This window comes from Candidatus Microthrix parvicella Bio17-1, from assembly GCF_000299415.1.
GTDB lineage: Bacteria > Actinomycetota > Acidimicrobiia > Acidimicrobiales > Microtrichaceae > Microthrix > Microthrix parvicella.
Window position 1 is genome coordinate 1,130,253 of record NZ_AMPG01000001.1, and the last position, 24,791, is coordinate 1,155,043.

Below are 24,791 nucleotides of genomic sequence, written 5' to 3' on the forward strand. Positions count from 1 at the left end.
CCCCTTCTCGACGGCAGACGATTCGAGCGTGCTACAGCCGGGTCTGAGATGCAACGCAGCGGGATGTGATGAACTTCGTTGACCAACCGGAGGAAGGGCGCACCGATGCCACCCAGATCACATCACGTCAGCCGCATCGGAGCCGCCGTGACCGCATTTCTGATGCTGACTGCGGGCGCCACGGTTGCGACGACCGGCACCGCATCGGCATCGGCATCGGCATCGGCATCGGCAGGCTCCACCGTGGCCGACATCGTCGAGCTGTTGCCGCTGTCCACCTCGAAAGACCGCCGCATCGTCGACTCGCAGGGTCGTGACATGTTGTTGCGCGGCGCCAACGTCAACTCGCTGGGCGAGTACTGGCAGGGCGTGCCCAAGCTAGATCCCACCATTCCGGTGAGTGAGGCCGACTGGGAGCGGATGGCGGCTCACGGCTTCAGCGTGATCCGCCTGCTGATCACCTGGTCGCGGGTGGAGCCCACTCGGGGCACCATCGACCAGGGCTACCTGGACGAGGTGGACGCCTACGTCCGTTCTGCCGCCGAGCACGGCATGTACAGCGTGATCGACATGCACCAGGATGCCTACTCGGCGTTCATCTTCACGACCGACCCGGCCGACTGCCCCGATGGAACGACCCCGGCGAAGGGGTGGGACGGAGCCCCCGCCTGGGCCACGTTGACCGATGGTCTGTCCACCTGCCTCACCAATGGCGAACGCAACAGCTCCCCCGCGGTCAACCGAGCCTGGAACCACTTCTACGACAACACCGACGGCATCCGCGACCGGTTCGTCGCCACCTGGGGGGCGGTGGCCAAACGGTTCGCAGGTCGGAGCGAGGTGGCCGGATTCGACGTGCTCAACGAGCCGGAGAACCCCAAGCCCGCCGGCGAGCTGGCACCGACCTACAACGAGTTTTTGGCCGAGACGATCGGCTCGATCCGCGCAGCCCAGGCCAACGCACCATTCGGACAACTGATCTTGATCGAACCCGCCCTTCCCGCAGGCGACCAAAGCCGCGGCCTGGTGATCCCCGACCCGGCTGCGGTCAACCTCGACACCACCAACGTGGTCGCATCGGTGCACAACTATTCCGAATCGATCGAGAACGGCTTCACCATCGAGGGCCTCAACGAGGTGGTCGATGGGCTGACCACCGTTATCGGGGTGCCGAACTGGGGCGGCGAATACGGGTTCTGGGACACCGGCCCCGAAACACTGGTCAAGGCTCGGCGCTACGCCACCGACGAGGACCGGCTGGCCTGGGGCGGGGCCTGGTGGCAGTGGCGCCAGTCGTGTGGCGACCCGCACACCTTGCAATGGATCGACGGGAAGGTGGTGTCACCTGCCGGTGTGGAGGTCCATCTGAACAAGCAGGAGTGCCCGGCCAACATCGACTTGGGTCCCAACGACGCGTTTCTGGACATCCTGGGCCGCGGCTACCCCCGTGCCACACCGGGCCGCATCACCGAGCTGCGCAGCGACCCGGACACCGGGTTCCTGTCCATGGCCGCCACCGCACCCAAACCGGGTGGCGAGTTGGTGGTTTGGACCCCAACGACAGCCGATTCCACCCATCCAGTGGAGACGCGCAATCTGATCAATGTGGCGGAGACCGAGGTGCCCGGTGGCCGTCTCATCACCGCCACGGTTGGATCCGCCGGGGACTACCGCCTGTGGGTCGGGCCGGTCGACGAGGCGCCGGCCGCGCCCGCATCACCATCGGGCCCAGCACCAACATCGGGCCCCTCAGCACCGTCGGCACCACCGAGCGGACCCGCGTCGACGCCTTCCGCCCCAACGCAATCCAACACGTCGGCGACCGGTAGGGCCTCTGTGCCCCTCCCCCCGAAGTTCACCGGCTAGTTCCAATGGCCTGAAGCGCCCCAGGCGAGATCGGATTCACCAAACCCGGGACGCTTTGCGACGTCGACCGTCCTGTGATCGCCCCAACCCAGGGCGCAACCCGACACCTGCTCTGATGACAGTCCCGCCGAGAAGGGCCGACCGGGGTCAGGCGGTTTGTCGGGTCCGGCGCCGGTGGGCGGCCCACATGACAAATATCCCGAACACGACCAGAGCAAGACCGGTGCCGACTGTGGGAGCAACGCGTATCCCGGTATTCGCCTGAGCAGCCGGCAAACCTGTGGGCCCAGTAACAGCAGCGGGTCCAGCGGCTGGGGTCGGCCCAACAGCAGCAGCTGAACGTCCAGCCGTTGGTGTCGGTCCAGCAACTGCAGCGGGTCCAGCGGCTGGGGTCGGTCCAACAACAGCAACGGGTCCAGCAACTGCTGCGGGTCCGGCCGTTGGGGCCGGTCCGTCTGTCGGTGACGGTGCCATCGCTGCCGGGGGACGGTCCCCACCCGAGGACGGGGCCGGGGGTGTGGTCACCGCCGGTGCAGAACTGGTCGGTCGTGTCGGCGTGGACGGCACGGCCGGTGTTGTTGGTTCGGTGGGTGTGGTGATGGTGGTCGGGGCGGAGGCGACGGTGTTGGACGTGTTGCCGGTGGCGGTGATGGTGTGGTCACCGGGCAGGTCGGGGATGGTCAGGGTCGCCGTGGCGGTGCCGAATCTGTTGGCTGTCGCGGTGCCCAACACCACCGGTTCGGAATTCAACATGAACGTGACGGTCTCGTCAGGAACAAACCCCGTCGCAGTCACCTCAATAACCTCACCAGGATCGGTGGTGGCGGGCACCCCGGTGATCGACGCGGCCGCCGGGGTGACCTCAACAGTGGCGGTGGTCGTCGATGCGGAGTGGTTGGTGTCGCCCGGATAGTCGACCGTCAGCTTGTGAGTACCAATCGGAAGCCCACCAACCACAAACATTGTCTCACCGGACCCGTCAAGTGTTTCGACCATCGGAGTGCCCGCACCAGCCAGGGTCACCTCCCCGGTGGGGGCATCACCCGAACCGGCGTTCACCCCCACGGTCACCGTTGCGGTGTTCCCAACCATGACCGTGTCGTCCCCACCAGCGGTGACCGTCGTCGACGCGGGCATGATCGTGAGAGTCCCCGACGCGGTGCCGGAATGGTCCGGGTCGTTCACCGTGACCGCCACCCCAAAACTGCCCGCCAAGGTCGGTTCGACCGTCGACCCGTCATAGGTGACTGTGACGGGCAAACCCGCCGGGTTGGTCGACACCACCACCCCGTGAGGCCCACCGTCATAAACAACCAGATCACCAGAGATCACCACCACCGCTCCAGCCCTACCGATCGTGATTGTTTGCACAGCCGGTGTCGCTGGAGCCCAGTTGGTGTCACCAGCCTGGGAGGCGGTCACCACACACGAACCCGCAGCGGTCGCGGTCAGCATCGAGCCGTCCAGCGTGCAACCACCAGACACGGCAAGAACAACGGGCAACCCCGACGTCGAAGACGCAGACACGGTCGCTGTTTCACCGAACATCATCGTCGTGGGTGCGTCCAGGGTGATCGTCTGAGCGCCCGGGGTGACCTCGAAACTTTGGGTGACCGGGGTGGCGGGTGCGAACGCGTTGTCGCCGTCCTGGGAGGCCGTCAACGCACACGTTCCGGTGTTCACCAGGCTGACCGTCGCCCCTGAAACGGTGCACACGGTGGGTGTGTTCGACACGATTGTGGCCGGTAGACCCGAGGTGGCGGCCACCTCGCCGCTCACATCTACGGGGCCCGACGACAACGCCGTGTCCGGCGGGGCGCCAAACAGGATCGACTGCCCGGCCGGCGTCACCGCCACCGGCACCCCCGAACCGACACCCAGGTTGTTGTTACCGAGCTGCCCGACGTTGTTGAGGCCCCCGCAGTACGCGACACCGATCGTGGCGGCGATCGCGCACGTGTGATAGAGGCCGGCGGTGATCTGAGACCAGCCGCCGGTCACCGCAACAGGGACCTCCACCGCCGCCGGCACCCCCGAATTGACGCCCAGGTTGTTGTTGCCGAGCTGCCCAAACTGGTTCTCTCCCCAGCAGAACCAATCGCCGGACGTGGCGACGTTCGCACACGTGTGATAGCCACCGGCGGTGATCTGAGACCAGCCGGTCACCCCAACAGCGACCTCCACCGCCACCGGCACCCCCGAACCGACACCCGGATCGTTATTGCCGAGCTGCCCCTTATCGTTGTACCCCCAGCAGTACGCGGCACCGGACACCTCAGCGACCGCACACGTGTGATAGCCACCGGCGGTGATCTGAGACCAGCCGGTCACCCCAACAGCGACCTCCACCGCCACCGGCACCCCCGAACCGACACCCGGATCGTTATTGCCGAGCTGCCCCTTATCGTTGTACCCCCAGCAGTACGCGGCACCGGACACCTCAGCGACCGCACACGTGTGACGGCCGCCGGCGGTGATCTGGGACCAGCCGGTCACCCCACCAGGGACCTCCACCTCCACCGGCACCCCCGAACCGACACCCGGATCGTTGTTGCCCAGTTGCCCGTCGCCGTTGGCCCCCCAGCAGTACGCGGCACCGGACACCTCAGCGACCGCACACGTGTGACGGCCGCCGGCGGTGATCTGGGACCAGCCGGTCACCCCACCAGGGACCTCCACCTCCACCGGCACCCCCGAACCGACACCCAGATCGTTGTTGCCCAGTTGCCCGTCGCCGTTGGCCCCCCAGCAGTACGCCGCACCCGCGGTCTCAGCGATCGCACACGTGTGAAGGTCACCGGCGGAAACCTGTGACCAGCCCGTCGACCCCGCAGCCGCTGACGCCGGAGAAGCAACCCCAACCACCGCCACCAAACCCAACGCCAACACGGCAACCGCTGCCACCACACCCACACAACCCCGACGGCTCAACGCCACACCACGACCGACAGGCCGACTCGTTGCACTGCCCATGACACCCCCAAGACGAAACTCAAATTGAACGTACCAGTACGACACATGACCGAAAGCGTTCTCCTGGAGTTTCGTGCGAGCAATCAGGCGGCCTGAGAATGCTCGATGCGGGCCGACCCGAGACGCGACCGATCAGGAGTGGATTGAATCACTTTTCGGTCACCCCAAAGGTGAGTTCCCCCATCTTGAGAAGATCGACGACATCGACGTGCTCCGGGCCGAACTGCAGATCCGCCGCACCGTCACAACCCGGCCACCAGGTTCCCTGCCGCTCCACTTCCGTTGGGTGGAGGTTGCGGGCGGGCTACGCCGGGTCGGGGTCGACCGAGCCGGATGAGCCGAGGAGGCCCATCGACAAGGTCGTGGTGGGACGGCTTGCATCTACGACGTCCCCGGCAGGAGCCTTGTAGAACTCCACAACGAACGTGGCGGGCTCGCCCAACACCACGTGATGGTGTCGCTGGGGCGGGATCACCACGTGATCGCCGGCGCCGACCAGGATCGTGTCGTCGGGCATGTCCTCAAACACGAACCCGACCGAACCGGTGTGCACCACGAGACGGCCCCACACGGCCTCGGCAACCTGATGCGCCTTCAGCAACCCCGTCGGCGCCGTCTCGTTGTCGAACACCTTGGTGGTGCGGGCGAGCTCGAGGCCGTCGGGAAGCGTGGGGAGGTTGGTCATGTGGCCAGGCTATGGACTGCGGCCACCGAGACCATGGCGTCGCAGATCGTTGTGATTTCCTCATCGTCGCAGATGTATGGCGGCATGGCGTAGATCAGGTTGCGGAACGGGCGCAGCCACACACCGGCATCGATGGCAGCGGCCGTGGCGCGCTCCATGTCGACCGGGCGGTCCAGCTCGATCACACCGATGGCGCCCAGCACCCGCACGTCGTTCACCTGAGGCAGGTCGCCGGCCGCGGCGAGGCCACTCGACAGTGCCCCCTCAATCCGCGCCACCGAGGCGCGGTAGTCCGAGGACACCAGCAGGTCGAGGGATGCAACCGCCGTGGCGCACGCCAACGGATTGGCCATGAAGGTGGGGCCGTGGGCCAGCACCGGCACCTCCCCGGCCGAGATCGCCGCCGCAACCCGGTCGGTGCACAGGGTTGCGGCCAGGGTCATCATGCCGCCGGTGAGGGCCTTGCCGACGCACATGATGTCCGGGGTCACCCCGGCCCACTCGGCGGCGAACATCGGCCCGGTGCGGCCAAACCCGGTGGCGATCTCGTCAAAGATCAGCAGCACGCCGTGGTGATCGCAACGGTCGCGCAGCACCCGCAGGTAGCCCGGGTTGTGGAAGCGCATGCCCCCGGCTCCCTGCACGACAGGTTCGACGATCACCGCAGCAAGCTCGTCCCGCTGGGTGGTCAGGGCTCGGTCGATCTCAGCCACGAAGTCATCGTCGATCGGCGCGTCGATGCCGGCCGGCGGTTCGGAGACGAACCGTTGGGCGGGCACCACCCCGGACCACATCGAGTGCATGCCACCCTCGGGGTCGCAGGCGGACATCGCCATGAACGTGTCGCCGTGGTAGCCGCTGCGCCAGGTGAGCAGGCGACGCTTGTTGGGCTTGCCTTTGGAACGCCAGTGCTGAAGCGCCATCTTGACCGCCACCTCGACCGCCACCGAGCCCGAGTCGGAGAAGAACACGCGCTCCAACCCGGGCGGGGTCAGCTCGACCAGCCGGCGTCCCAGCTCGACCGCCGGCTGGTGGGTGAGCCCGCCGAACATCACATGGCTCATCGTCTCCAGCTGATTGCGAGCCGCATCGACCAGCACCGGGTGCGAATAGCCGTGGACCGCAGCCCACCACGACGACATGCCGTCGACGAGCGTGCGCTCCTCACCGTCGGAGGTGCGCACGTTGAGCCGACAGCCCGAGGCCGAGGTCGCCAGCAGCGGTGCCGGGCTGGCGGGAATCGACGTGTAGGGGTGCCACAGGTGCGCCTGGTCGAAGGCCAAGGCCTTGGCCGACCCGAGCTGCGTCATTCCCTCATTCGGGTCGCCATCGGCGCCAGCAGCATGGTCGCTCGTCATGGGCACCAGTATGGGCGGAGTGCACTGGCTCGCCCCGCAGGTCTCCAGCGACATGCGCTACCTCCTCGCGCAGCAATGACACCCATGCCTGATCTGGGTGTCATGACTGCGGACCTGTACACAGCAAAGACACCCAGTTGCACCGTGGGTGTCTTTACTGCGGAGCCGACCCCGGGCATGGCAGCCGGGCCGGGCTTCGAGGTCGGAACCACGCGTCGGGAACGGCTCAAACCTCGGCTTCCATCTCGGCCACCCAGGCCTTCTTCACCTGCCGCCAGTCCTCATCGCTGAAGCGACAGCGCCAGTAGGGGGATGCCGACAGCTGCTCCTTGGCCACGTTGCGGTCGGCGAGCAGATGGCGGCGCACCGCCCGGGTCTCGCCGGCCTCGCCGTGAACGAAACCGTCCACCCGACCCTCCGGGAACGACAGGTCCTCCAGCGCCCGCAGCTGACGATCATGATCGTGGCCGGGCCGATCGCGGTGAAGCCAAATCGTGGTCAGGTCCGCCTCGCAGTCGAGGGTCAGCTCGCACTCGGGACCGTCGACCAACACCATCGCCACCACCGGTCGCCCGGCCGGAATGTGCGGAAGCGACGCTGCGATGGCCGGCAGCACCGTCTCGTCGCCAACCAGCAGGTACCAATCGGCCTCGGGATCGGGCAGATACGAACCGGACGGGCCAAGGAACTGCAAGAGATCACCCACCTGAGCGGAACGAACCCACGACCCGGCGTATCCGACGTCGCCGTGTGTGACGAAGTCCAGCGTCAGCAGGCGCTCGACCGGATCCCACTCCCTGACGGTGATCCGGCGACCGCGCGGACGTTGCATCGCCGGCAGCGACCGTGCCGCGTCGACATCGAAGGGCGTCGAGTAGGGCGCGCCCTCGGGAACGAACTGGGCGTTGATGTACTGATCGCTGAACCGTGTCGGCTGAAACCCGGCGAGACCGTCGCCTCCCAGGATCACCCTGATCATGTTGGGCGTCAGCTGAACGAGCCGTTCGACCCGTCCGTACTGTGTGGGGGTAGCCATTGACCTCGCCTCCGCGAACCACTCCGGATCCAATGCGTATTAGGTCAGCCTAACGGGTGGCGGGTCAGACGGCGACGCCGTCGACGAGGATCTCGGCCCGGTCGGCGAAGAACGCCACGTGGCCTTCGATGTCCTCGGCGCCCTCGTTAGGGGTCTCGTAGCTCCATGCGATCGCATCGTGGGTGCGGCCACCCACCTCGATCGTCCAGTAGGACGCATCGCCCTTGAACGGGCAGTGAGTGCTCAGCTCGATCGGCCGGGCGTCCACCGTGAGAGCGTCCTTGGGTAGGTAGTAGGCCGTCGGCAACCCGGTCTCCTCCAACATCACCGGCCGCCTGGCGTCGGCGACGAGCTCACCGTCGAGGCGAACCTCGACGTGGACGTCTTCGGCATGGGTGCTGATCGTGTGTCCCTGGGTCATGGCTGGGGCAACGTCGACGGCGGCTCGACTATTCCGCGCGCCGGGAAGTGGCGGGTTACACCTCGTCGCCGCGAACGACGACGGTGCCGGGCATGTCGCCCGCATCACGCCACTCCTGCAGGTAGGCGACGTAGTTCATCAGGTTGCCTGGATGCACCACGTTGCGCGCCGCCTCCATACTGCGGGCGCCTTCGGAGTTGCCGTAGCTGGGCGTGCACTTGGCGCCGTAGCGTCCAAAGCCCTTGCCCGCCTGCCACAGCGTCGCCAGCCAGGCCTCCTCCGCCTCTTCGGTGGCCTCGATCGACACGATGTTCTCGTCCTCGGCCCGAGCGATGATCGAGGCGAGATGGTTGGTCGACTCCGACAGGTAATGGGTGAAGTTGAGCCCAAAGCCGGCCTGCACAAAGTGGCACACCAACATGTTGGGAAAACCATGGGTGAACACACCGTGCAGCGTGTGGGCGCCATCGGCCCAGCGTTCGCTGAGCTTCACGCCGCCCTTACCCACCGGGTCGAAGCCGAGCCGGCTGACCAGCCCGGTGGTCACCTCAAAGCCCGACGCGTAGATCAGCAGGTCGATCTCGTACTGCTCGCCGTCAACCACCGGCCCCTGCGCGTTCATCAGTTCCACGCCGCGTCCGTCGGTGTCCACCAGGTGCACGTTGGGCGAGTTGAACGCCTCGAGGTATTCGTCGTGGAAGGTGACCCGCTTGCAATGCTTGCCGTACCAGGGCTTGAGCCTCTCGGCGGTCTCCGGATCGTCGACCACGTCGTCGACGCGGCCTCGCAGCGTCTCCATCACCTCGAAGTCATGGCGCTCCAGGGCCACCGCCTCCTCCGGCGTGGCGGGCTCGCTCTGGGTGTCGGTGCCCCAGACCACCGACCATTCATCGGCCACCAGGTCTTCGTCGGGGTGTTCACCGCTGACCACCGAGGTGAAGTTGGCCATACGCTCTGCCTGCCAGCCGGGCTTCAGGGTCTTCCACCACTCGGGGTCGGTGAAGCTGTTGTTGCGCACGCCCACCGACGCCGGCGTCCGCTGAAAGACGAACACCTCTTTGGCGGCACGGGCCAGCTGTGGGACCACCTGCACCGAGGTGGCCCCGGTGCCGATGATGCCCACCCGCTTGTCGGCCATCTTGTCCATCGGATCGGTGGGGCCCCCACCGGTGAATTCGTAGTTCCAGCGGGCCGTGTGAAACGCCCGGCCTTCAAAGTCGGTGATGCCCTCGATGGCAGGCAGCTTGGCCTTGTGCAGGATGCCACCTGCGGTCACCATGAACTTGGCGGTCAGCTGGTCGCCACGGTCGGTCGTGATGCGCCAGCGAGCAGCCTCCTCATCCCAGACCGCCGTCTCCATCTCGGTCTGGAACAGGGCGTGGGGATAGAGGTCGAAATGACGGCCGATGCGTTGGCAGTGCTCGAAGATTTCGGTGGCCGGGGCATAGCGCTTGGACGGCATGTAGCCGGTCTCTTCGAGCAGCGGCATGTAGATGTAGGACTCCACATCGCACTGGCAGCCGGGATACCGGTTCCAGTACCAGGTGCCGCCGAAGTCGCCCGCCGCTTCGACGATGCGAAAGTCGGTGATGCCCCGCTTGATCAGATTGACCGCCAACAGCATGCCGCCGAACCCGCCGCCCACGATGACAGCGGTGGTCTCCTCGACAACCGGCTCCCTGGTGAAGCCCGGCTCCACCCAAGGGTCGTGGTCGTACTCCTCGTAGTCGTCCAGTTGGGAGTACTGCGCCAACCCGTCGGAGCGAAGACGCTTCTCTCGCTCGAGGCGGTAGCGCTCCTTGGCCGCCTCGACCGGATCGATCTCGCTGGTTGGGCTTTCGGACTCATGAGACATGGCTTGTCCTCCCGCCGAGAGTTTGCTCGGTCGCGACTGTTGCAAGCACGTTCAACCCCCGATTTGGGCGCGGTCATATGCCACGCCGTTGTGCCTTGCGCCACGAGTTGGAACCTGCGAAGCCCTTTTCGCCGGTTCAGGTGCCGCAGAAGGTTCTGAACCGGGCAGCGAACCCGGCACCCGCCGGCCGCTCATAGGTGGGGTCGACCCCGTCGGCATCGAAGGGTCGACGCACGGCCGCGAGCAGTTCGTTATATGGAGCGATGTCCCCGTCGGTTGCAGCATCGAGTGCCTCGGCCACCAGGTGATTGCGGGGGATGTGTAGCGGGTTGACGGCGTCCATCCGGGACGCGACGTCCGCCGGCTTGCACCCCTCGGCAGCCAGCGCCGTGCGCCACCGGGGCAACCAGGCCGCGATCGCATCACCGACAGCCGGCAGAACGTCGCATTGGTCAAGCCGCTGCACATCAGACGTTGCCGAGTCGGACGTTGCCGAGTCGGACGTTGCCGAGTCGGACGTGGGCAATTCGGCGACCAGGCCCTCGGACAGCCTCCGAAAGGTGCCGGTCCAGTCGGCGGCGTCGGCGTTCATCGCCGTCAACAGGTCGTCGAACAGCGCCGGATCGTCGGCCGGGCGTTGCGTAAGGCCCAGCTTGGCGGCCATGCCTGCTGTCCAGTGCAGCGAGACCCGATCGGCGATCAGCTGCAGCTCCGTCGTTGCGTCGGCCACAGCGGCGTCGGTGTCGCCGCCCACCTCGTCGACCAACAGCGGCACCAGGGTTTCGGCGAAACGTGCGAGGTTCCACCCGATGATGGCGGACTGGTTCCCGTACGCGTAGCGACCCTGACGGTCGATCGAGCTGAACACGGTGGCCGGGTCGTAGGCGTCCATGAACGCACACGGGCCGTAATCGATGCCCTCGCCGGAGATCGTTGTGTTGTCGGTGTTCATCACCCCATGAATGAACCCAACCAACATCCACTGCGCCACCAGCGCGGCCTGGGCCTCGATCACGGTTGTCAGAAGCTTCAGGTATGGCCGGTCGGTATCGACGAGGTGCGGGTAGTGGCGTGCGATGGCGTAATCGGCGAGGCGTCGCAGCAGATCGTCGCCCTGTAGGCGGGCGGCGTACTCGAACGTGCCCACACGCAGATGGCCGGCGGCAACGCGTGCGAGCACGGCACCGGGCTCGGGCCCCTCGCGCATGATCCGCTCGCCGGTGGTGATGACCGCCAGGCTTCGGGTGGTGGGCACCCCCAGCGCGTGCATCGCCTCGGAGACCAGGTACTCCCGCAGCATCGGCCCAATGGTGGCCTTACCGTCGCCACCCCGGGAGAACGGGGTGCGACCCGAACCTTTCAGGTGCACATCCCACCTGGCGCCCTGCGGATCGATCAGTTCGCCGAGCAGCAGCGCACGGCCGTCGCCAAGGCGGGGCGAGTAGTTGCCAAATTGATGCCCGGCGTACCCCATGGCCACCGGTGTGGCGCCGGGTGGCACCAGGTTGCCTACCAACATGGCGACGCCGTCGGTGGAACGCAGCTGATTCGCGTCCAGTCCCAGCTGCGCTGCCAATTCGTCGTTGACCGCCACCGCCTGCGGATCGGGCACCTGCGCCGCCTCCCACACGAGGCACAGCTCGGGCAGCGCATCGGCAAAGGTCGACTCGAGGCCGCTCAGCGGGGCGGTTGCTGTCTCGTCCACGATCAGAGCGGGGCCAGCGCCCAGAGATCGAGATCCAACAACACGCCCGGTGCGTACTTGTTGTTCTCGCCCCGCAGCGTCATCGACTCGTCCCGACCCTTGGTGGCCACCAGGCGCAGGCGCAGCGCCCCCACACCGGGCGCCGATGTCTCGGCCTTGTCCAGCACCTCGGACCATGCGTACACCGTGTCGCCGGCGAAGGCCGGTGCGGTGTGGGCACCGGCGTTGATTGCTGCGATCAACTGCGCGTTGGCCAGGCCGTTGAACGACAGCGCACGGGCCATCGAGATGATGTGACCGCCGTACACCAGCCGATTGCCATCCGGTCGGGCCTCGGTGTTGAAGTGCACCTTGGCGGTGTTCTGCCACAGGCGGGTGGCCATCATGTGTTCAGCCTCGCTCAGGGTGACGCCGTCGACGTGGTCGATCTTCTCCCCCACCTCGTAGTCCCCCCAGCGGTGTGGCTCGCCGGCGGCAGCGAAGTCGTAGCCGGTGAAGTCCAGGCCGTGGGGCATCATCAGCTGGTCGGCGGTCAGCGCGTCGGCCAACGTGGGAATCGACGTCTCCGGCGCCGGTGCGTCGACGTTGCGCTTGTGCACCATGACCCATCGGGCCCACTCGATGGCCACCTCGTCTCGCTGGTTGGTGGCGGTGGAACGCACATAGACCACGCCGGTCTTGCCGTTGGAGTTCTGTTTGAGGCCGATGACCTCGGAGCTGGTGCGCAGCGTGTCACCGGTGAGCACCGGGCGGCGGAAACGGCACTCGGCGTAGCCCAGGTTGGCCACGGCGTTCAGCGAGACGTCGGGCACGGTCTTGCCGAACGCAATGTGAAAACCGATGAGTTCCTCCACCGGCGGCCGGTCGAGGCCGGACTGCGAGGCGAACTCCCCAGAGGATGGGAGAGCGAACCGGGTGGGGTAGATCGCGCCGTACACGCCACGGTCACCGTCGGTCACCGTGCGGGGCGTGGCATGTTCGATCACCTGACCCAGCTCGAAGTCCTCGAAGAAGTTGCCCGGGTTGGTCTTGGTCATCTCGTCCCTTGCTCGATCGGGTGGAGGTCGGTGTCCTTGCGGCCCATCAACCTACAAACTCGGCCGAGTTTCAACCCAGGGCACCCCGCCGAAGGCCAAGAGCGAGGAAACGCGCGTCCGCCTCACGAGCAGGCCGGGAGCAGATCGGGGCCCAGGCTCAGCGCACTGCGGCGATGACGGCTGCCACCAGCGCGAGCGCGTCGGGGGCACCACCATCCTCGCCCTTCTCGAAGTCGTCGCCACCGGTCGCCATCGAGTTGGTGACGTGGGCGAGACACAGCACGTCGCGGTGCCGGGCGGTGGCGAACGCGTACAGCGCAGCGGCCTCCATCTCGACCGCTGCGATTCCAAGCGCCTCTGCCTCGGCGATTGCCGCCGCGGTCTCGCGGTACGGGGCATCGGTCGTCCAGGTGGAGCCGGTGACCACCCTTTGCACAAGGCCACCAAGGCGTCCGTCCACCAGATCGAGAAGGCGCCCCGGCGCCGCTGACCAGTCGCCAGGAGGAAGGTAGTGAAGGCTGGTGCCCTCGTCTCGCAGCGCCCGGTTGATGATCACAAAGTACGGAGGGTCGCCGAGGGAGGTGATCATGCCGGAGGGGGTGACGCTGAGGAGCAGTTCGCACCCGGACGCGAACAGTTGCTCGGCCAGCAGGACGGCGAAGGACGCACCGACGGCACACCCGATGACCCCCACACGGGTGCCATCAAGGTCGAAGGTCCACAGGGTGGTGTGATAGCAGGCCCACCCAGGGTGTTCCACCGCCAAGTCCAGCCCACACAGATGACGAACGATGTCGCCGTCGGGGTCCAGCAGGCACACCGCCGGAACAGGAACGTCGGCCCGGCCAAGCTGGCGCCGGCCCTCCCGCAGCAGATTGGCCGGTTCAAACACCGACGGCGCGTCGTAGCGCTTGGCGCGAAGCAGCGGGGTAGGTCGATCCGACGCGGAGTGGACCTTCGGCTCAGGAGCGGGGGACGGAACCATCACCTAGCTGTGCGGGCCCTCTCAGCGGGGATTGGTGATCGCACCGGTCTCGGCGCCTTGCACCAACCTGGCAAATTTTGCGAGCACACCCCGGGTGTAGACGGGCTCCGGCGCCGTGTACGCCTGGCGGCGCTTCTCCAGCTCGGCGTCGTCGACCAACAGGTCGAGCTTGAACTCATGCACATCGATCAGGATCCGGTCGCCGTCGGCCACCAGCCCGATCGGGCCGCCGTCGAGCGCCTCGGGCGCCACGTGGCCAATACAGAACCCCCACGTGCCACCGCTGAAGCGGCCATCGGTGATCAGCGCACAGTCGCCACCACGGCCGGCGCCCTTGAGCGCCCCGGTGATCGCCAGCATCTCGCGCATACCCGGCCCCCCCTTCGGCCCCTCGTTGCGGATCACCAGCACGGTGCCCGGCTCGATCGTGCCGTCGAGGATCGCCTTCATGGCTGCCGCCTCGCCGTCGAAGGCACGAGCGGTGCCGTCGAAGCGCATTTGTTCCTTGGTGAGACCGGCAACCTTGACCACCGACCCCTTGGGGGCCAGCGAACCGGTGAGGATGTTGATGCCGCCCTCGGTGTGAATCGGCGCGTCGAAGGGATGCACGACGGTGCCGTCAGGGCCGGGCGGGTCGACCTCGGCCAGGTTCTCGGCCACGGTCTTGCCCGTGATCGTCAGCGCGTCGCCATGGAGATGCCCGGCATCGAGCAACATCTTCATGACCATCGGCACGCCCCCCACCCGGTCGAGGTCGGTCATGTGGAACCTGCCACCAGGCTTCATGTCGGCGAGGTGGGGAACCTGGGCGGCAATGCGGTTGAAGTCGTCCAGATCGAGGTCCACCTCGGCCTCATTGGCGATCGCCAACAGGTGAAGGACCGCGTTGGTTGACCCGCCGAGTGCCGAGGTGAGGGCGATGGCGTTCTCGAAGGCCTTTTTGGTGAGAATCGTGCGGGCGGTGATGCCTGCCTTGAGCTGATTGACCACCGCTTCACCGGCCCGACGAGCATCGTCGTCGCGACGGTCGTCAATGGCGGGCGGTGATGCCGACCCGGGCATCGACATGCCGAGCGCCTCACCGATGGAGCTCATCGTGTTGGCGGTGAACATGCCGCCGCAGGCGCCCTCACCCGGGCAGGCGGTGCGCTCGATCTCGTCGAGTTCCTCGGAGGTGATCGTGCCCAGGGCGCAGGCCCCGACTCCCTCGAACACGCTGGTGATGTCGGTTGCCTCGCCGTTGTGATTGCCGGGCATGGTCGAGCCGTTGTAGATCATGGCGCTGGCCACATCGAGGCGGGCGGCGGCCATCAACATGGCGGGGATCGACTTGTCGCAACCTGCCAGGCCCACGAACCCGTCGAGGCGTTCGGCAAACACGACGGTCTCGACCGAGTCGCAGATCACCTCGCGACTCACCAGCGAGGCACGCATGCCCTCGTGACCCATCGAGATGCCGTCCGAGACGGTGATCGTGCCGAACTCCATCGGGAAGCCACCGGCCTGGCGGACTCCCGTCTTGGCGTGGCCCGCCAACTTGGCCAGCGTCATGTTGCAGGGCGTGATCTCGTTCCACGATGAGGCGATGCCGACCTGGGGCTTCACCCAGTCGTCGTCGCCCATGCCAACCGCCCGCAGCATCGCACGCGACGGCGCCTTCTGAAACCCGTCGGTGACGTCCCGGCTGTGCGGTTTGATGTCAACGTCGGTCTCGTGCGTCTCAGTCATGCAAACGAAAGTACCTCAGGCGGCCGGTCGGCCCACCAGTAGTAACGATTTCGGGGCCGACAGACCGGCAGTGACGTAGGTCGGTGGGCGAGGGCATCCCGACGCGACCCGCTTGGAGGACGGCATGCTCGAATGGCGCCTCGCCGGTCTGCCGGTGCAGGGTGGGCCATGAAGCGCCTGACCGAAGCTCTCGGTGTCCTGCTCGAATGGCCCGCCCGCCGGTGGGCGGTGACGGTCGGGGCCGCCATCGCCTTCGCGTTCACCATCGCCATTCCCACCGCCCTGATCCCCAACCCGATCTTCGGCCGGAAGATACCGCCGACGTGGTGGTCGTGGCCTGCGCTGATTGTCAGCTCGGTGCTGGGCGGGCTGCTCGTCGCCACCTACGTGCGCGACCCGGCGAACGACGACGACGTGACCAACCGCCGAAAGGGCACAGCCGGCGGATTGCTCACCTTCTTCGCCGTCGGGTGCCCGGTGTGCAACAAGGTGGTGCTGATCGTCCTGGGCAGCGCCGGTGCGCTCACCTGGTTTGAGCCGATCCAGCCGGTCCTGCAGGCGGTTGCCATCGCGCTGCTCGCTTGGGCGGTGATCGCCCGACTTGAGGGCGAGCGGTTCTGTCCGCTGCCGTCCCGGGTCGACTCGGGCAACCCTTGGCCCGATGCCCGGTAGTGGACCAGGCTCCTTGGCACTCTCACCTTGTGGTCGATCGGGAGCGTACCAACGGGTCAAACATTTCAGAATGCGTTCTTGTAGAACGCCGTGAACGCACCCAACTTCGTGGTAGAACACGTTCTCGCGCCGGCGGTCGTCCTGCCTGCTGATCCCGCGGTCAACCATTACACCTGAAGGAGCCGGATGGACTTCGACGAGTCGCCGGAGGAGGCACGCCAGGACACGCACGTGCCCTTTCGAGACGTCCCCACATCGGCCGATCGTGGCTGACGACGCCCTCCCACCCGACGGAGATCCCGTGGGCGAGACCCCCGACTACACGCCGGAGCAGCTGGAGCGCCGACGGCGTCTGATCGACGCCGCCTTCGAATTGGGCGCCGCCGGTGGCTACGAGGCGGTGCACATGCGCGACGTGGCCGCCACCGCCAACGTCGCCCTCGCCACCATCTACCGCAACTTCACCTCCAAGGACCACCTGCTGGCTGAGGCGATGTCGGAGTGGACCGGGCGCCTGCGCGACCGCGTGGCACAGCGCCCACCCAGGGGCGACAACCCCACCGATCAGATGATCGACGTGCTCGACCGGGCGTGCGCCACCATGGCCCGCCAACCCAAGCTGTCCAAGGCGCTGGTCCGGGCGATGGCCTCACCCGACGCCGGCGTGCGCAGCAGCGGCGGCGCGGTGCGATCGTCAATCGCCGATGTCGGCGACCCGATCCTGGCCCACCTCGACGCCGACACCCGCGCCGACATCCTGGCCGTACTCGGCCACGTCTGGTACTCGGCGCTCATCACCTGGGCCAACGGCCGGACCGACTTCGACACGGTGGCCGACGAGCTCCACCGTGCCTGCCGGGTGCTCATCTCGCCGTACAACCCCTGAGCCGCCGGCCCCGTCGTGTTGGTCGGTCCGTCGAACGACGCGGCCCCGGTGCTCACCCGCCGGTGCGGTAGTCGCCGAAGGCTGCGTCTCGTTCGGACAGCGCCTTGGTCAGGCCCTCATCTCGCATCTTGTCGATGAACTCGGTGAACGTGGCCGCCTTGGTACCCATCGCGCACAGCTCGGTGCCCTGTCGGATGGCGGTGCGCATGCCCATCGTGTCCATGCCCCGATGCACCGCCCGCTTGTTGAGCGACACGATGTCGGTGGGGATGTTGGCGACCCGCCCGGCGACGGCGAGCACCTCGTCGTCCAGGTTGGCCTCGTCGAAGGCCCGGTTGGCCCAGCCGAGGCGCACCGCCTCGTCGCCCGAGATCGAGTCGCCGGTGACCATCATCTCCATCGCCGCCCGCATACCGAGCATCCATGCGTGAAAGTGCATGTCGGGCACGCCGAAGCGCACGGCCGGGTAGCCCATCTTGGCGTCGTGGGCGACGTAGACCAGGTCGCAACCGGTGGCCAGCTCGCTGCCCCCGGCCAGGCAGTAGCCGTGCACCTGGGCGATCACCGGCTTGGCCAGGTCCCAGATGCTCATCCACGTCTCGGTGACGTGGCGGGGCCACTGACCCTCGCCCTCGGCGGTGAAGTGGGGCATGTCGACGCCCTCGTTGGCACCGCCCAGCTCGTATCCGGCGGAGAAGCAGCTGCCGGCTCCGCGCACGATCATCACCCGCACGTCGGGATCCTGGTCGGCCTGCTGGAGCGCAGCCATGATCTCGGCGCGCAGCTGGTGGCTGAGCGCGTTGCGCTTCTCGGGCCGGTTGAGGGTGAGGCGGCGCACGAACGGTGCCGGGTCGTCGACGATCAGCACCTCGGGCGCCGAGCCGAGCGCCGGGACGTTGTCGGAGCTCGCGGCCTGCGGCGCCACCGTGCCGTACGTCGATTCCACCGCAGCGATCCTCTGGTCGTCGGGGGTGTCGCTCACTTGATCGCGCTCGCATCCATGTCGCCCGAGATCCGCTCGATCGACTTGTCGGGCAGGTCAGCAATCGGCCGGGCGACCTCCTCGACCGTCGGCCCGATGCGCGCCGCCAACGGGGCGAGGGCGTCCAGGTCGAAGCCGTACATCTCGGCGGCGTTACCGGCGAGGATCTTGCGCATCTCGGCCTCGGGGGCAGCGCTGAAGCGGGCCCGCAGGTTCTCGCGGGTGTAGGGGTAGGTGCCCTCGTCGTGGGGATAGTCGCTGCCCCACATGAACTTGTCCAGGCCGATGATGTGGCGGGCGTCGGCGTCGGCCTGTCGGGGCTGGCTGACCCCCATCCACACGTTCTGGTGGAAGTACTCGGTGGCGTCCTTGGGCAGGATGTGGTCGGCCCCGTAACGGATCTCGCCGGTGGCCCCGGTGTCACGGATGCTGCGGATGTTCGTGTCGAGGCGTTCGAGCAGCGGCGGCACCCAGGCACACCCGGCCTCGGTGAGCACCACCTTGAGGCGGGGGAACCGCTCGAAGACGCCCGAGAGGATCAGCTGCACCAGGGGGCGTTCGGTGTAGAACGGCACCTCGTTGATGTAGAGCAGCATCGACACCGGGTAGGGGCCGTAGTCCGGGTTGCCCGAGCCGCTGTGGATGTTGATCGGCACCTCGAGGTCCTGCAGCACCTGCCACAAGGGGTCGTAGCAGCGGTCGTACAGCGGCTTCACCCACTTGACGTCCGGGGCGATGTTGGGCAGCAGGATGCCGCCGCGCAGGCCGTTCTCCTTGATCCAGCGCACGTCGGCGATCGCATCGTCGACATCGTTGAGGAAGATCTGGCCGACGCCGGCACGGCGCTCGGGAAACTCGTTGCACCAATCGACCAGCCAGCGGTTGTGGGCCGTCACCCCGGCATGGCGGTGGCGGTACTCCTCGTCGGTCGGCGGCTTGGCGAACAGCACGAAGCTGGGGAAGAACGGCGGGACGGTGTTGGGGAACACCACCTCGGCGGCGATGCCGTCTGCCTCCTGCTGGGCGTTGCGCATCTCGTTGTCCCAGTTGCGCAGCTTCCGCTTGTCGCCCAGGTCCTTGTACGGGTTCTTGTACTCGCCGCGCCAGGCGTCAAAGTCCGGAACGAACTCGGGGTCGAGGTACTCCCGATAGGCCTGGTGGCTGCCGCCGGCGTGACAGTCGGCCGAAATGATCGTGTAGGGGGCGGCGGCGCTGCCTGCTCGATCGGCTGTCTCGGTGGGTACAGGTTCGGTGAGTGTCATGGGGCCAACCTTCCGTGGAGCTGAGCTGCGACAACCGCGTGCCGGCGACGGATCAGCCCCGCCCCAGGCATCTCCAAGTAGAACACGTTCTCGCTGGCATCGCCAACGACCTCCTCAGCGCGAAAGCCGATTGGTTGACCAGCGGCAGCGCCCTCCCACACCCGTTCCACTGCGCTCCAACTGGATCGACGGCATCAGGCACCTCCCGGCGCGTTTCGTCGACCCGACATAGGCTCAGCCGATGACCTCCCTGGGACGGACCTCGCGACGCCATCCGTTGGGCCTCGGCGTCGCCTTGGTGCTTGCGGCCGGGGCACTCGCTGCCTGCGGCGGGTCCGAGGACGGCCCAACCCCGGGCGGGTCCGGCGGGGCGGACAACCCGAACGAAACGCTCGGCGAACGCACCTGGATCCTCGACGGAACGGGTAGTACCCCTGCGATTACCACCGGTGCCACCGTCACCCTCGTCCACGACTCGGGGAACGTGTCCGGACAGGCACCGTGCAACACCTACCGCACCGAGTTCACCGTCGACGGCGACCGAGTTGAGGTGGGGCCGGTCGCCACGACCAGGATGGCCTGCGAGCCGGAGGTCAACGAGGCTGAGAACGACTTCCTCAAGGCGCTCGAGCGGGTGGACACCGTCGCCGCCAACGGCGACCGATTGACCCTCACCGGCTCCGACGGAGTCGAGTTGATCTTCGACGCGCAGGACCCCGCAACCGCGCTGTTGGGGTCGTGGGAGATCGTCAACCTGGCCACCAACGACGCTCTGGCCACGCCCCTCAAGGGCACCACGCCGACGATCGACTTCGCCGACGACGGTTCCCTGGCTGCCAACGCCGGCTGCAATCAGATCGGGGCCACCTGGGAGCTCGACGGTTCGTCGCTCACGATCGATGACGGCCGGCGCACCTTGATGGCCTGCGCAGACCCGGAGGGCGTCATGGAGCAGGAGGATGCGCTGGGCAAGGCCCTGGACGCCGCAGCCCGGGTGGAGGTCAGCGACCAGCTGATCATCTTCAACTCGGAGGGCTCGATGCTGATCGCGGCCAAGCGGGCCGCCGACGGGTAGCCCGTCCCACCCTCGCGTTCAGTCCCGTTTGCGCATGGCGTCGACCAGGCGGTCGGTGGCGGCGTGGGAGTCGAAGGACAGGCGAGCCATCCAGAAGCGCAGAAACTGGGCCATCGAGTAGCGCACGAACAGCGCCGCACCGACGACAGCGAGGGTCAACCCGATCAGGGCTGCAACGATGGCGTCGCGCTGCTGCAACGGGTTGGTCGTGCTGTGGCTGATCACGTAGGCGACGATGACGACCACGATCGCCGACGCCATCAGCGCCACGCCGACCCACAGCAGCGCGCGGTCCCGGCTGCCGGCGCCGCCGGGCAGCGCCATGTCGGCGATCTCGGCGCTGAAGCGTTCAACCCGGTCCGGCCCATCGGCAGTTCCGGGCGGCTCGGGCGAATACGGGTTCTCGATCGCAGGGCCGTCGGGCACAGGGCTGTCGGTCACGGGGCTGTCGGGCGCTGGGCTGTCGGGCGCTGGGCTGTCGGTCACGGGGCTTCCTCCTTCATCCGCCCAGGTAGGCCTGGGAGAGGCGATCTTCGATGTCATGGGGCCGACCGGCGTCGACGACGTGGCCCTGCACCAGCACGACGGCCACGTCGGCCACGTCGATCACGATGCGTGCGAACTGCTCGACCAACAGCACCGACGTGCCCTCGGCGGCCACCTGGGCCACGGTGTCGTACAACTCGTCGACGATGATCGGCGCCAGGCCCATCGACAGCTCGTCGAGGACCAACAGGGCCGGGTCGGTCGCCAGGCCGCGTGCCATGGCCAGCATCTGCTGCTGGCCACCGGAGAGGGTGCCGCTCGTCTGGTCGATCCGCTGGGCCAGCTGCGGGAACCGGGCGAGCGAGCGCTCCTCGATCTGCGCCCGGTCCTGACCCCGGTGGGTCATCATCCACAGGTTCTCGCGCACGGTGAGGTTGGGGAAGATGCCCCGTCCCTCGGGGATGAGGCACAGGCCTCGGCGGGCGAGGTCGTCGGCCCGGGCGCCGTTCACCCGACGTCCGGCGATGATGATGTCGCCCGCCGAGGCGGGCAGCAGGCCGGCGAGCACCTTGAGCGTGGTCGACTTGCCCGCGCCGTTGGGCCCGAGGATCGCCACCACCTCGCCGGCACCGACGACCAGGTCCACGCCGTGCAGCACGTCAATGCCGTCGTAGCCGGCGTGAACGCCGCGCAGCTCCACCAGCGGGCCGTCGCTCATTGCGCCACCGGCGTGGGCAGATCGGACTTCGGTGCGCCGAGGTAGGCATCGAGCACGGCCGGATCGGTCTGTACCTGCGCCGGTGATCCGCTGGTGAGGATCCGGCCCAGGTTCAACACGTTGACCGTGTGGCAGACCTCCATCACCAGGGACATGTCGTGCTCGACCAGCACGATCGTGATGCCGTCGTCGGCCAGCTCGACGAGCAGGCGCCCGAACCGGGCGGTCTCGGTATCGTTCTGGCCCGACGCAGGCTCGTCGAGCAGCAGCACGCTCGGGTGGCATGCCAGCGCCCGGCCAAGCTCGACCAGCCTGCCGTGGCCGGTCGACAGCGTGGTGACGCGCTCGTCGGCCGCGTCTCGTAGGCCGACCCGGTCGAGGATCGCCTCGGTTGAGGCTGCCGGGTCGCCGTCGTGACGCGCCCAGCGGTGGTGGATGTCGGCGGCGACGCGGATGTTCTCTCGCACCGACAGCATCGTGAACAGCTCGAGCTGTTGAAAGGTGCGGGCCAACCCGGCGCGCGCCCGCCGGTGCATCGACTTGCGGGTGAGATCGACCCCGTCGAGCGTGATCCGGCCCGACGACGGCGTGACCAGCCCGGTGATCGCGTTGAACAGGGTGGTCTTGCCCGCGCCGTTGGGCCCGATCAGCCCGGTGATCCGCCCCTCCGCTGCAACGACCGATGCCGCGTCGAGCGCCCGGTTTCCCCCGAAGGACACGACGACATCGGTCGCCTCAAGCACCCCCATTACCCACCCCCTGCTCGTTGCCCGCCGGCCGCACCTCGAACGGACGCCCGCCGGGCGATTTCGCCCCCACCAAGGCAGCCGGAACGAAGGCCAGGCCGTCGCGGGTGGTGCCGTCGAAGCCCAGCTCGTCGTTCATCGCCGTCAGGTCGGCCGGCGACCACGCCCGCGCGAGACCGGCCCACTCGATACCGGCCCGTTCGAAGTTCGGACGTTCGGGGAGTGCAGCGGTGGCCACCCCGTCGGACGCTGCCGCACCCAACTCTGCGCTCGCAACTGCGGCCGCCACCGGGGCCGGACGAGTCGATCGGATGCTCGCCAACGCACCGGCGACCAGAAACGTCACGGCGAGTAGGAGGGCGAAGGGCCGGTTACCGATCACGCCGGCCAGACGCAGCGCATAGGCACCGACCATCGCCGCCGTCATGGCGACGAGCACCGGTCGGTCCCGGCGCAGCGGAGCCACCCCATCCGACATCAGGGGCACCACGCCGCTGGGGTTGCGCCCGAGCCCAATACCGGCGAGCCCCGGGATGATCGTGTTGACCTTGGCGAACAGGGGGCCGAGGCCCGAGGTCAGGGGGATCAGGCCGAACAGGCTGATCCCGGCGAACAGTGCGCCGCCGATCAGCCCGGCGCCGCCGACGATGACCAGGATGAAGATCGGCAGGCCGGTGAGCAGGTCGTAGCGGGACGGGGACACCGTGCCCAACTGCATGCCGTAGAGCGCCCCACCCAGCCCGGCGATCGCCGCCGACAGCGTGAACACGCCCACCCGCGGCCAGCGCAGATCCAGCCCGAACGTGGCACAGGCCACCTCGCTGTCGCGCATCGCCACCAGTTGCCGGCCCCAGCGGCCCCAACGCAGCGCAGCCACCAGCACCGCAACGACGGCGAAGGCCACCGCCGACAGCATCAACTGCCGGCCCGGGGTGTCGAAGCGGTAGCCGAACAATGACAAAGCGTCGATGCTCGTTGAGTTGACGTTGAACAGGCTGACGTGGATCGGGCCGAGGTCGAAGTCGGGCAGGTTGAAGATCCAGCGGTCCATCGCCACGCCGAAGGCAGCGGTGGCCAGCGCCAGGTAGATGCCGGACAGGCGCATCACCGGCAGGGCGATCAGCGCCCCGACGGCGGCGGCGAACACCATTGCCAGCACCAGGCCGAGCGGGGATCCACCGCCACCGTGGTGGGCGACGGCGATGGCGCCGATGCCGCCGAAGGTCAGCTGGGCCAGCGAGATCTGCCCGGCGAACCCGACCAACGGCACCAGCGACAGGGCGACGATCCCGAGCGAGAACACCGGCCCGTAGGAGATCAGGCTGCCGGCGTCGAGGGTGGTGACCATGACGACACCGACGGCCACCACCGCACCGGCGAGGGCAAACGTTCCGGTCCGTGACGGCGACGGAAAGTACTCACGCAGCTGAGTGCGGGTGCGCAGTCGGGGGTTGGGCACGAACAACAGCGCCAGGAACAGGACGATCACCGCTGCGGCCGGGCGCATCCCGGCCAGGTAGCGGTTGTCCCCGGGCAGGTAACCGGCCAGGTAACCCTCGGTGAGGCCGATTGCGATCGCTCCGACGAAGGTCAGGGGCAGCGATCGCAATCTCCCAAAGATCGCCGCTGCGTAGGCGTTGACGATCAGGAGCGACAGCGACCCGGCCTCGAGCGACAGCGACGGGGCGATCAGGATGCCGCCGACTGCGGCCAGCCCCACGCCGACCGCCCAGCTGATCAGGGCGATCCGGTCGGGCCGGGCACCGTTGAGCAGCGCCAGCGAGCGGTCGTCGACGTTGGCCCGCATCGAGACCCCGATGCGGGTGCGGTGCAGCAGCCAGCGCAGGCCGATCGCCACCCCGATCGCCACCCCGATCGTGATCGCCTGGTGGTAGGTGATCGACGTGACACCCAGGTCCAGCCTGCGACCCTGGTAGAAGGTGCTCATCGGTCGGCTCTGGCCCGGCGTCCAAATCAGGTTGGCCAGACCGATCAAACCGACGAGCAGGCTGATCGACACGACCAGCTTGGTGGCCTCGCTGGTGCCGGCCAGGCCGCGCATGATCACCCGCTCGAGCATCAACCCGAACAGCGGCGCGATCACCCCGATCACCACGAACAAGGCCAGCGGGGTGGGCCAGCCCCACTGGAAACGGATCTGCCAGTATGCGAAGGCGGCCAGCATGCCGATGGCGCCGTGGGCGAAGTTGAAGATCCCCGTCGTCGTGTAGGTGAGCACCAGGCCGCTGGAGATAATGGCGTAGATCGCCGCCAGGGTGAGGCCGACGATCGTGAAGATCAGAAACTTCTCCATT

21 protein-coding genes are annotated in these 24,791 nt (G+C 67.5%); 4 read left to right on the forward strand and 17 right to left on the reverse strand.

Going from position 1 to position 24,791, the window contains the following annotated elements:
* The first annotated feature begins 147 nt into the window (after positions 1 to 147).
* Positions 148 to 1,866 carry a glycoside hydrolase family 5 protein gene (locus MPARV_RS0105535; protein ID WP_157789469.1) on the forward strand — a complete coding sequence of 573 codons (1,719 nt, stop codon included), beginning with the start codon at positions 148 to 150 and terminating at the stop codon, positions 1,864 to 1,866.
* 147 nt (positions 1,867 to 2,013) lie between these two features.
* Here the strand turns inward: MPARV_RS0105535 and MPARV_RS22300 are convergent, their stop codons facing one another.
* From MPARV_RS22300 to ilvD, 11 genes are all read right to left on the reverse strand, one after another.
* Positions 2,014 to 4,797: an MBG domain-containing protein gene (locus MPARV_RS22300; RefSeq protein WP_172636558.1), complete on the reverse strand. Its 2,784-nt coding sequence runs from the start codon at positions 4,795 to 4,797 to the stop codon at positions 2,014 to 2,016.
* 190 nt (positions 4,798 to 4,987) lie between these two features.
* Complete coding sequence (locus MPARV_RS25790) at positions 4,988 to 5,116, reverse strand: hypothetical protein (protein WP_020377541.1); 129 nt, start codon at positions 5,114 to 5,116, stop codon at positions 4,988 to 4,990.
* A gap of 27 nt (positions 5,117 to 5,143) precedes the next feature.
* Positions 5,144 to 5,524, reverse strand: coding sequence for a TehB-like domain-containing protein (locus MPARV_RS20875; protein ID WP_020377542.1), 381 nt, complete (start codon positions 5,522 to 5,524; stop codon positions 5,144 to 5,146).
* Entirely contained in the window at positions 5,521 to 6,834 is a 1,314-nt protein-coding gene (locus tag MPARV_RS0105555; RefSeq protein ID WP_020377543.1) for an adenosylmethionine--8-amino-7-oxononanoate transaminase, read from the reverse strand. The genes MPARV_RS20875 and MPARV_RS0105555 overlap by 4 nt, the downstream gene beginning before the upstream one ends.
* A 274-nt stretch (positions 6,835 to 7,108) precedes the next feature.
* Positions 7,109 to 7,918 carry a siderophore-interacting protein gene (locus MPARV_RS0105565; protein ID WP_020377544.1) on the reverse strand — a complete coding sequence of 270 codons (810 nt, stop codon included), beginning with the start codon at positions 7,916 to 7,918 and terminating at the stop codon, positions 7,109 to 7,111.
* Between the two features lie 64 nt (positions 7,919 to 7,982).
* Entirely contained in the window at positions 7,983 to 8,339 is a 357-nt protein-coding gene (locus MPARV_RS0105570) for a DUF427 domain-containing protein (RefSeq protein ID WP_020377545.1), read from the reverse strand.
* 55 nt (positions 8,340 to 8,394) lie between these two features.
* Entirely contained in the window at positions 8,395 to 10,194 is a 1,800-nt protein-coding gene (locus tag MPARV_RS0105575; protein ID WP_020377546.1) for a flavin-containing monooxygenase, read from the reverse strand.
* 136 nt (positions 10,195 to 10,330) lie between these two features.
* A complete protein-coding gene (locus MPARV_RS0105580) occupies positions 10,331 to 11,899 on the reverse strand; it encodes a protein adenylyltransferase SelO (protein ID WP_012224234.1) in 1,569 nt (522 codons plus the stop codon).
* A gap of 2 nt (positions 11,900 to 11,901) precedes the next feature.
* Positions 11,902 to 12,936: a MaoC family dehydratase gene (locus MPARV_RS0105585; RefSeq protein WP_020377547.1), complete on the reverse strand. Its 1,035-nt coding sequence runs from the start codon at positions 12,934 to 12,936 to the stop codon at positions 11,902 to 11,904.
* 157 nt (positions 12,937 to 13,093) lie between these two features.
* On the reverse strand, positions 13,094 to 13,921 hold the full coding sequence (locus tag MPARV_RS0105590) for a nucleoside phosphorylase (protein WP_051011937.1): 828 nt from the start codon (positions 13,919 to 13,921) through the stop codon (positions 13,094 to 13,096).
* Between the two features lie 21 nt (positions 13,922 to 13,942).
* Positions 13,943 to 15,649 carry a dihydroxy-acid dehydratase gene (gene ilvD / locus MPARV_RS0105595; RefSeq protein WP_020377549.1) on the reverse strand — a complete coding sequence of 569 codons (1,707 nt, stop codon included), beginning with the start codon at positions 15,647 to 15,649 and terminating at the stop codon, positions 13,943 to 13,945.
* A gap of 168 nt (positions 15,650 to 15,817) precedes the next feature.
* On the opposite strand from ilvD, the gene MPARV_RS0105600 reads away from it, so the two are divergent.
* Both MPARV_RS0105600 and MPARV_RS25130 read left to right on the forward strand, forming a co-directional pair.
* Positions 15,818 to 16,321: a hypothetical protein gene (locus tag MPARV_RS0105600; protein WP_100221225.1), complete on the forward strand. Its 504-nt coding sequence runs from the start codon at positions 15,818 to 15,820 to the stop codon at positions 16,319 to 16,321.
* A gap of 265 nt (positions 16,322 to 16,586) precedes the next feature.
* On the forward strand, positions 16,587 to 17,207 hold the full coding sequence (locus tag MPARV_RS25130; RefSeq protein ID WP_020377551.1) for a TetR/AcrR family transcriptional regulator: 621 nt from the start codon (positions 16,587 to 16,589) through the stop codon (positions 17,205 to 17,207).
* 52 nt (positions 17,208 to 17,259) lie between these two features.
* Here the strand turns inward: MPARV_RS25130 and MPARV_RS0105615 are convergent, their stop codons facing one another.
* Together MPARV_RS0105615 and MPARV_RS0105620 are read right to left on the reverse strand one after the other, a co-directional pair.
* Positions 17,260 to 18,189, reverse strand: coding sequence for an enoyl-CoA hydratase-related protein (locus tag MPARV_RS0105615; RefSeq protein ID WP_012224223.1), 930 nt, complete (start codon positions 18,187 to 18,189; stop codon positions 17,260 to 17,262).
* The gene (locus MPARV_RS0105620) at positions 18,186 to 19,451 is read right to left on the reverse strand and encodes an amidohydrolase family protein (protein ID WP_020377552.1); all 1,266 of its coding nucleotides are present in this window, start codon (positions 19,449 to 19,451) and stop codon (positions 18,186 to 18,188) included. The genes MPARV_RS0105615 and MPARV_RS0105620 overlap by 4 nt, the downstream gene beginning before the upstream one ends.
* Positions 19,452 to 19,692: 241 nt before the next feature.
* Between MPARV_RS0105620 and MPARV_RS22305 the strand changes: the two genes are divergently transcribed.
* Positions 19,693 to 20,526, forward strand: coding sequence for an META domain-containing protein (locus MPARV_RS22305; protein WP_020377553.1), 834 nt, complete (start codon positions 19,693 to 19,695; stop codon positions 20,524 to 20,526).
* A gap of 18 nt (positions 20,527 to 20,544) precedes the next feature.
* Here MPARV_RS22305 and MPARV_RS0105635 read toward each other — a convergent pair whose 3' ends face one another.
* From MPARV_RS0105635 to MPARV_RS0105650, 4 genes are read right to left on the reverse strand one after another with little or no spacing between them, the layout of a single operon-like run.
* Positions 20,545 to 21,012: a hypothetical protein gene (locus MPARV_RS0105635; RefSeq protein WP_020377554.1), complete on the reverse strand. Its 468-nt coding sequence runs from the start codon at positions 21,010 to 21,012 to the stop codon at positions 20,545 to 20,547.
* 13 nt (positions 21,013 to 21,025) lie between these two features.
* A complete protein-coding gene (locus MPARV_RS0105640; RefSeq protein ID WP_012224214.1) occupies positions 21,026 to 21,730 on the reverse strand; it encodes an ABC transporter ATP-binding protein in 705 nt (234 codons plus the stop codon).
* Positions 21,727 to 22,479 carry an ABC transporter ATP-binding protein gene (locus tag MPARV_RS0105645; RefSeq protein ID WP_012224211.1) on the reverse strand — a complete coding sequence of 251 codons (753 nt, stop codon included), beginning with the start codon at positions 22,477 to 22,479 and terminating at the stop codon, positions 21,727 to 21,729. Before MPARV_RS0105645 ends, MPARV_RS0105640 begins: the two co-directional genes overlap by 4 nt.
* The gene (locus tag MPARV_RS0105650; RefSeq protein WP_020377555.1) at positions 22,466 to 24,790 is read right to left on the reverse strand and encodes a branched-chain amino acid ABC transporter permease; all 2,325 of its coding nucleotides are present in this window, start codon (positions 24,788 to 24,790) and stop codon (positions 22,466 to 22,468) included. Before MPARV_RS0105650 ends, MPARV_RS0105645 begins: the two co-directional genes overlap by 14 nt.
* Position 24,791: the final 1 nt, after the last annotated feature.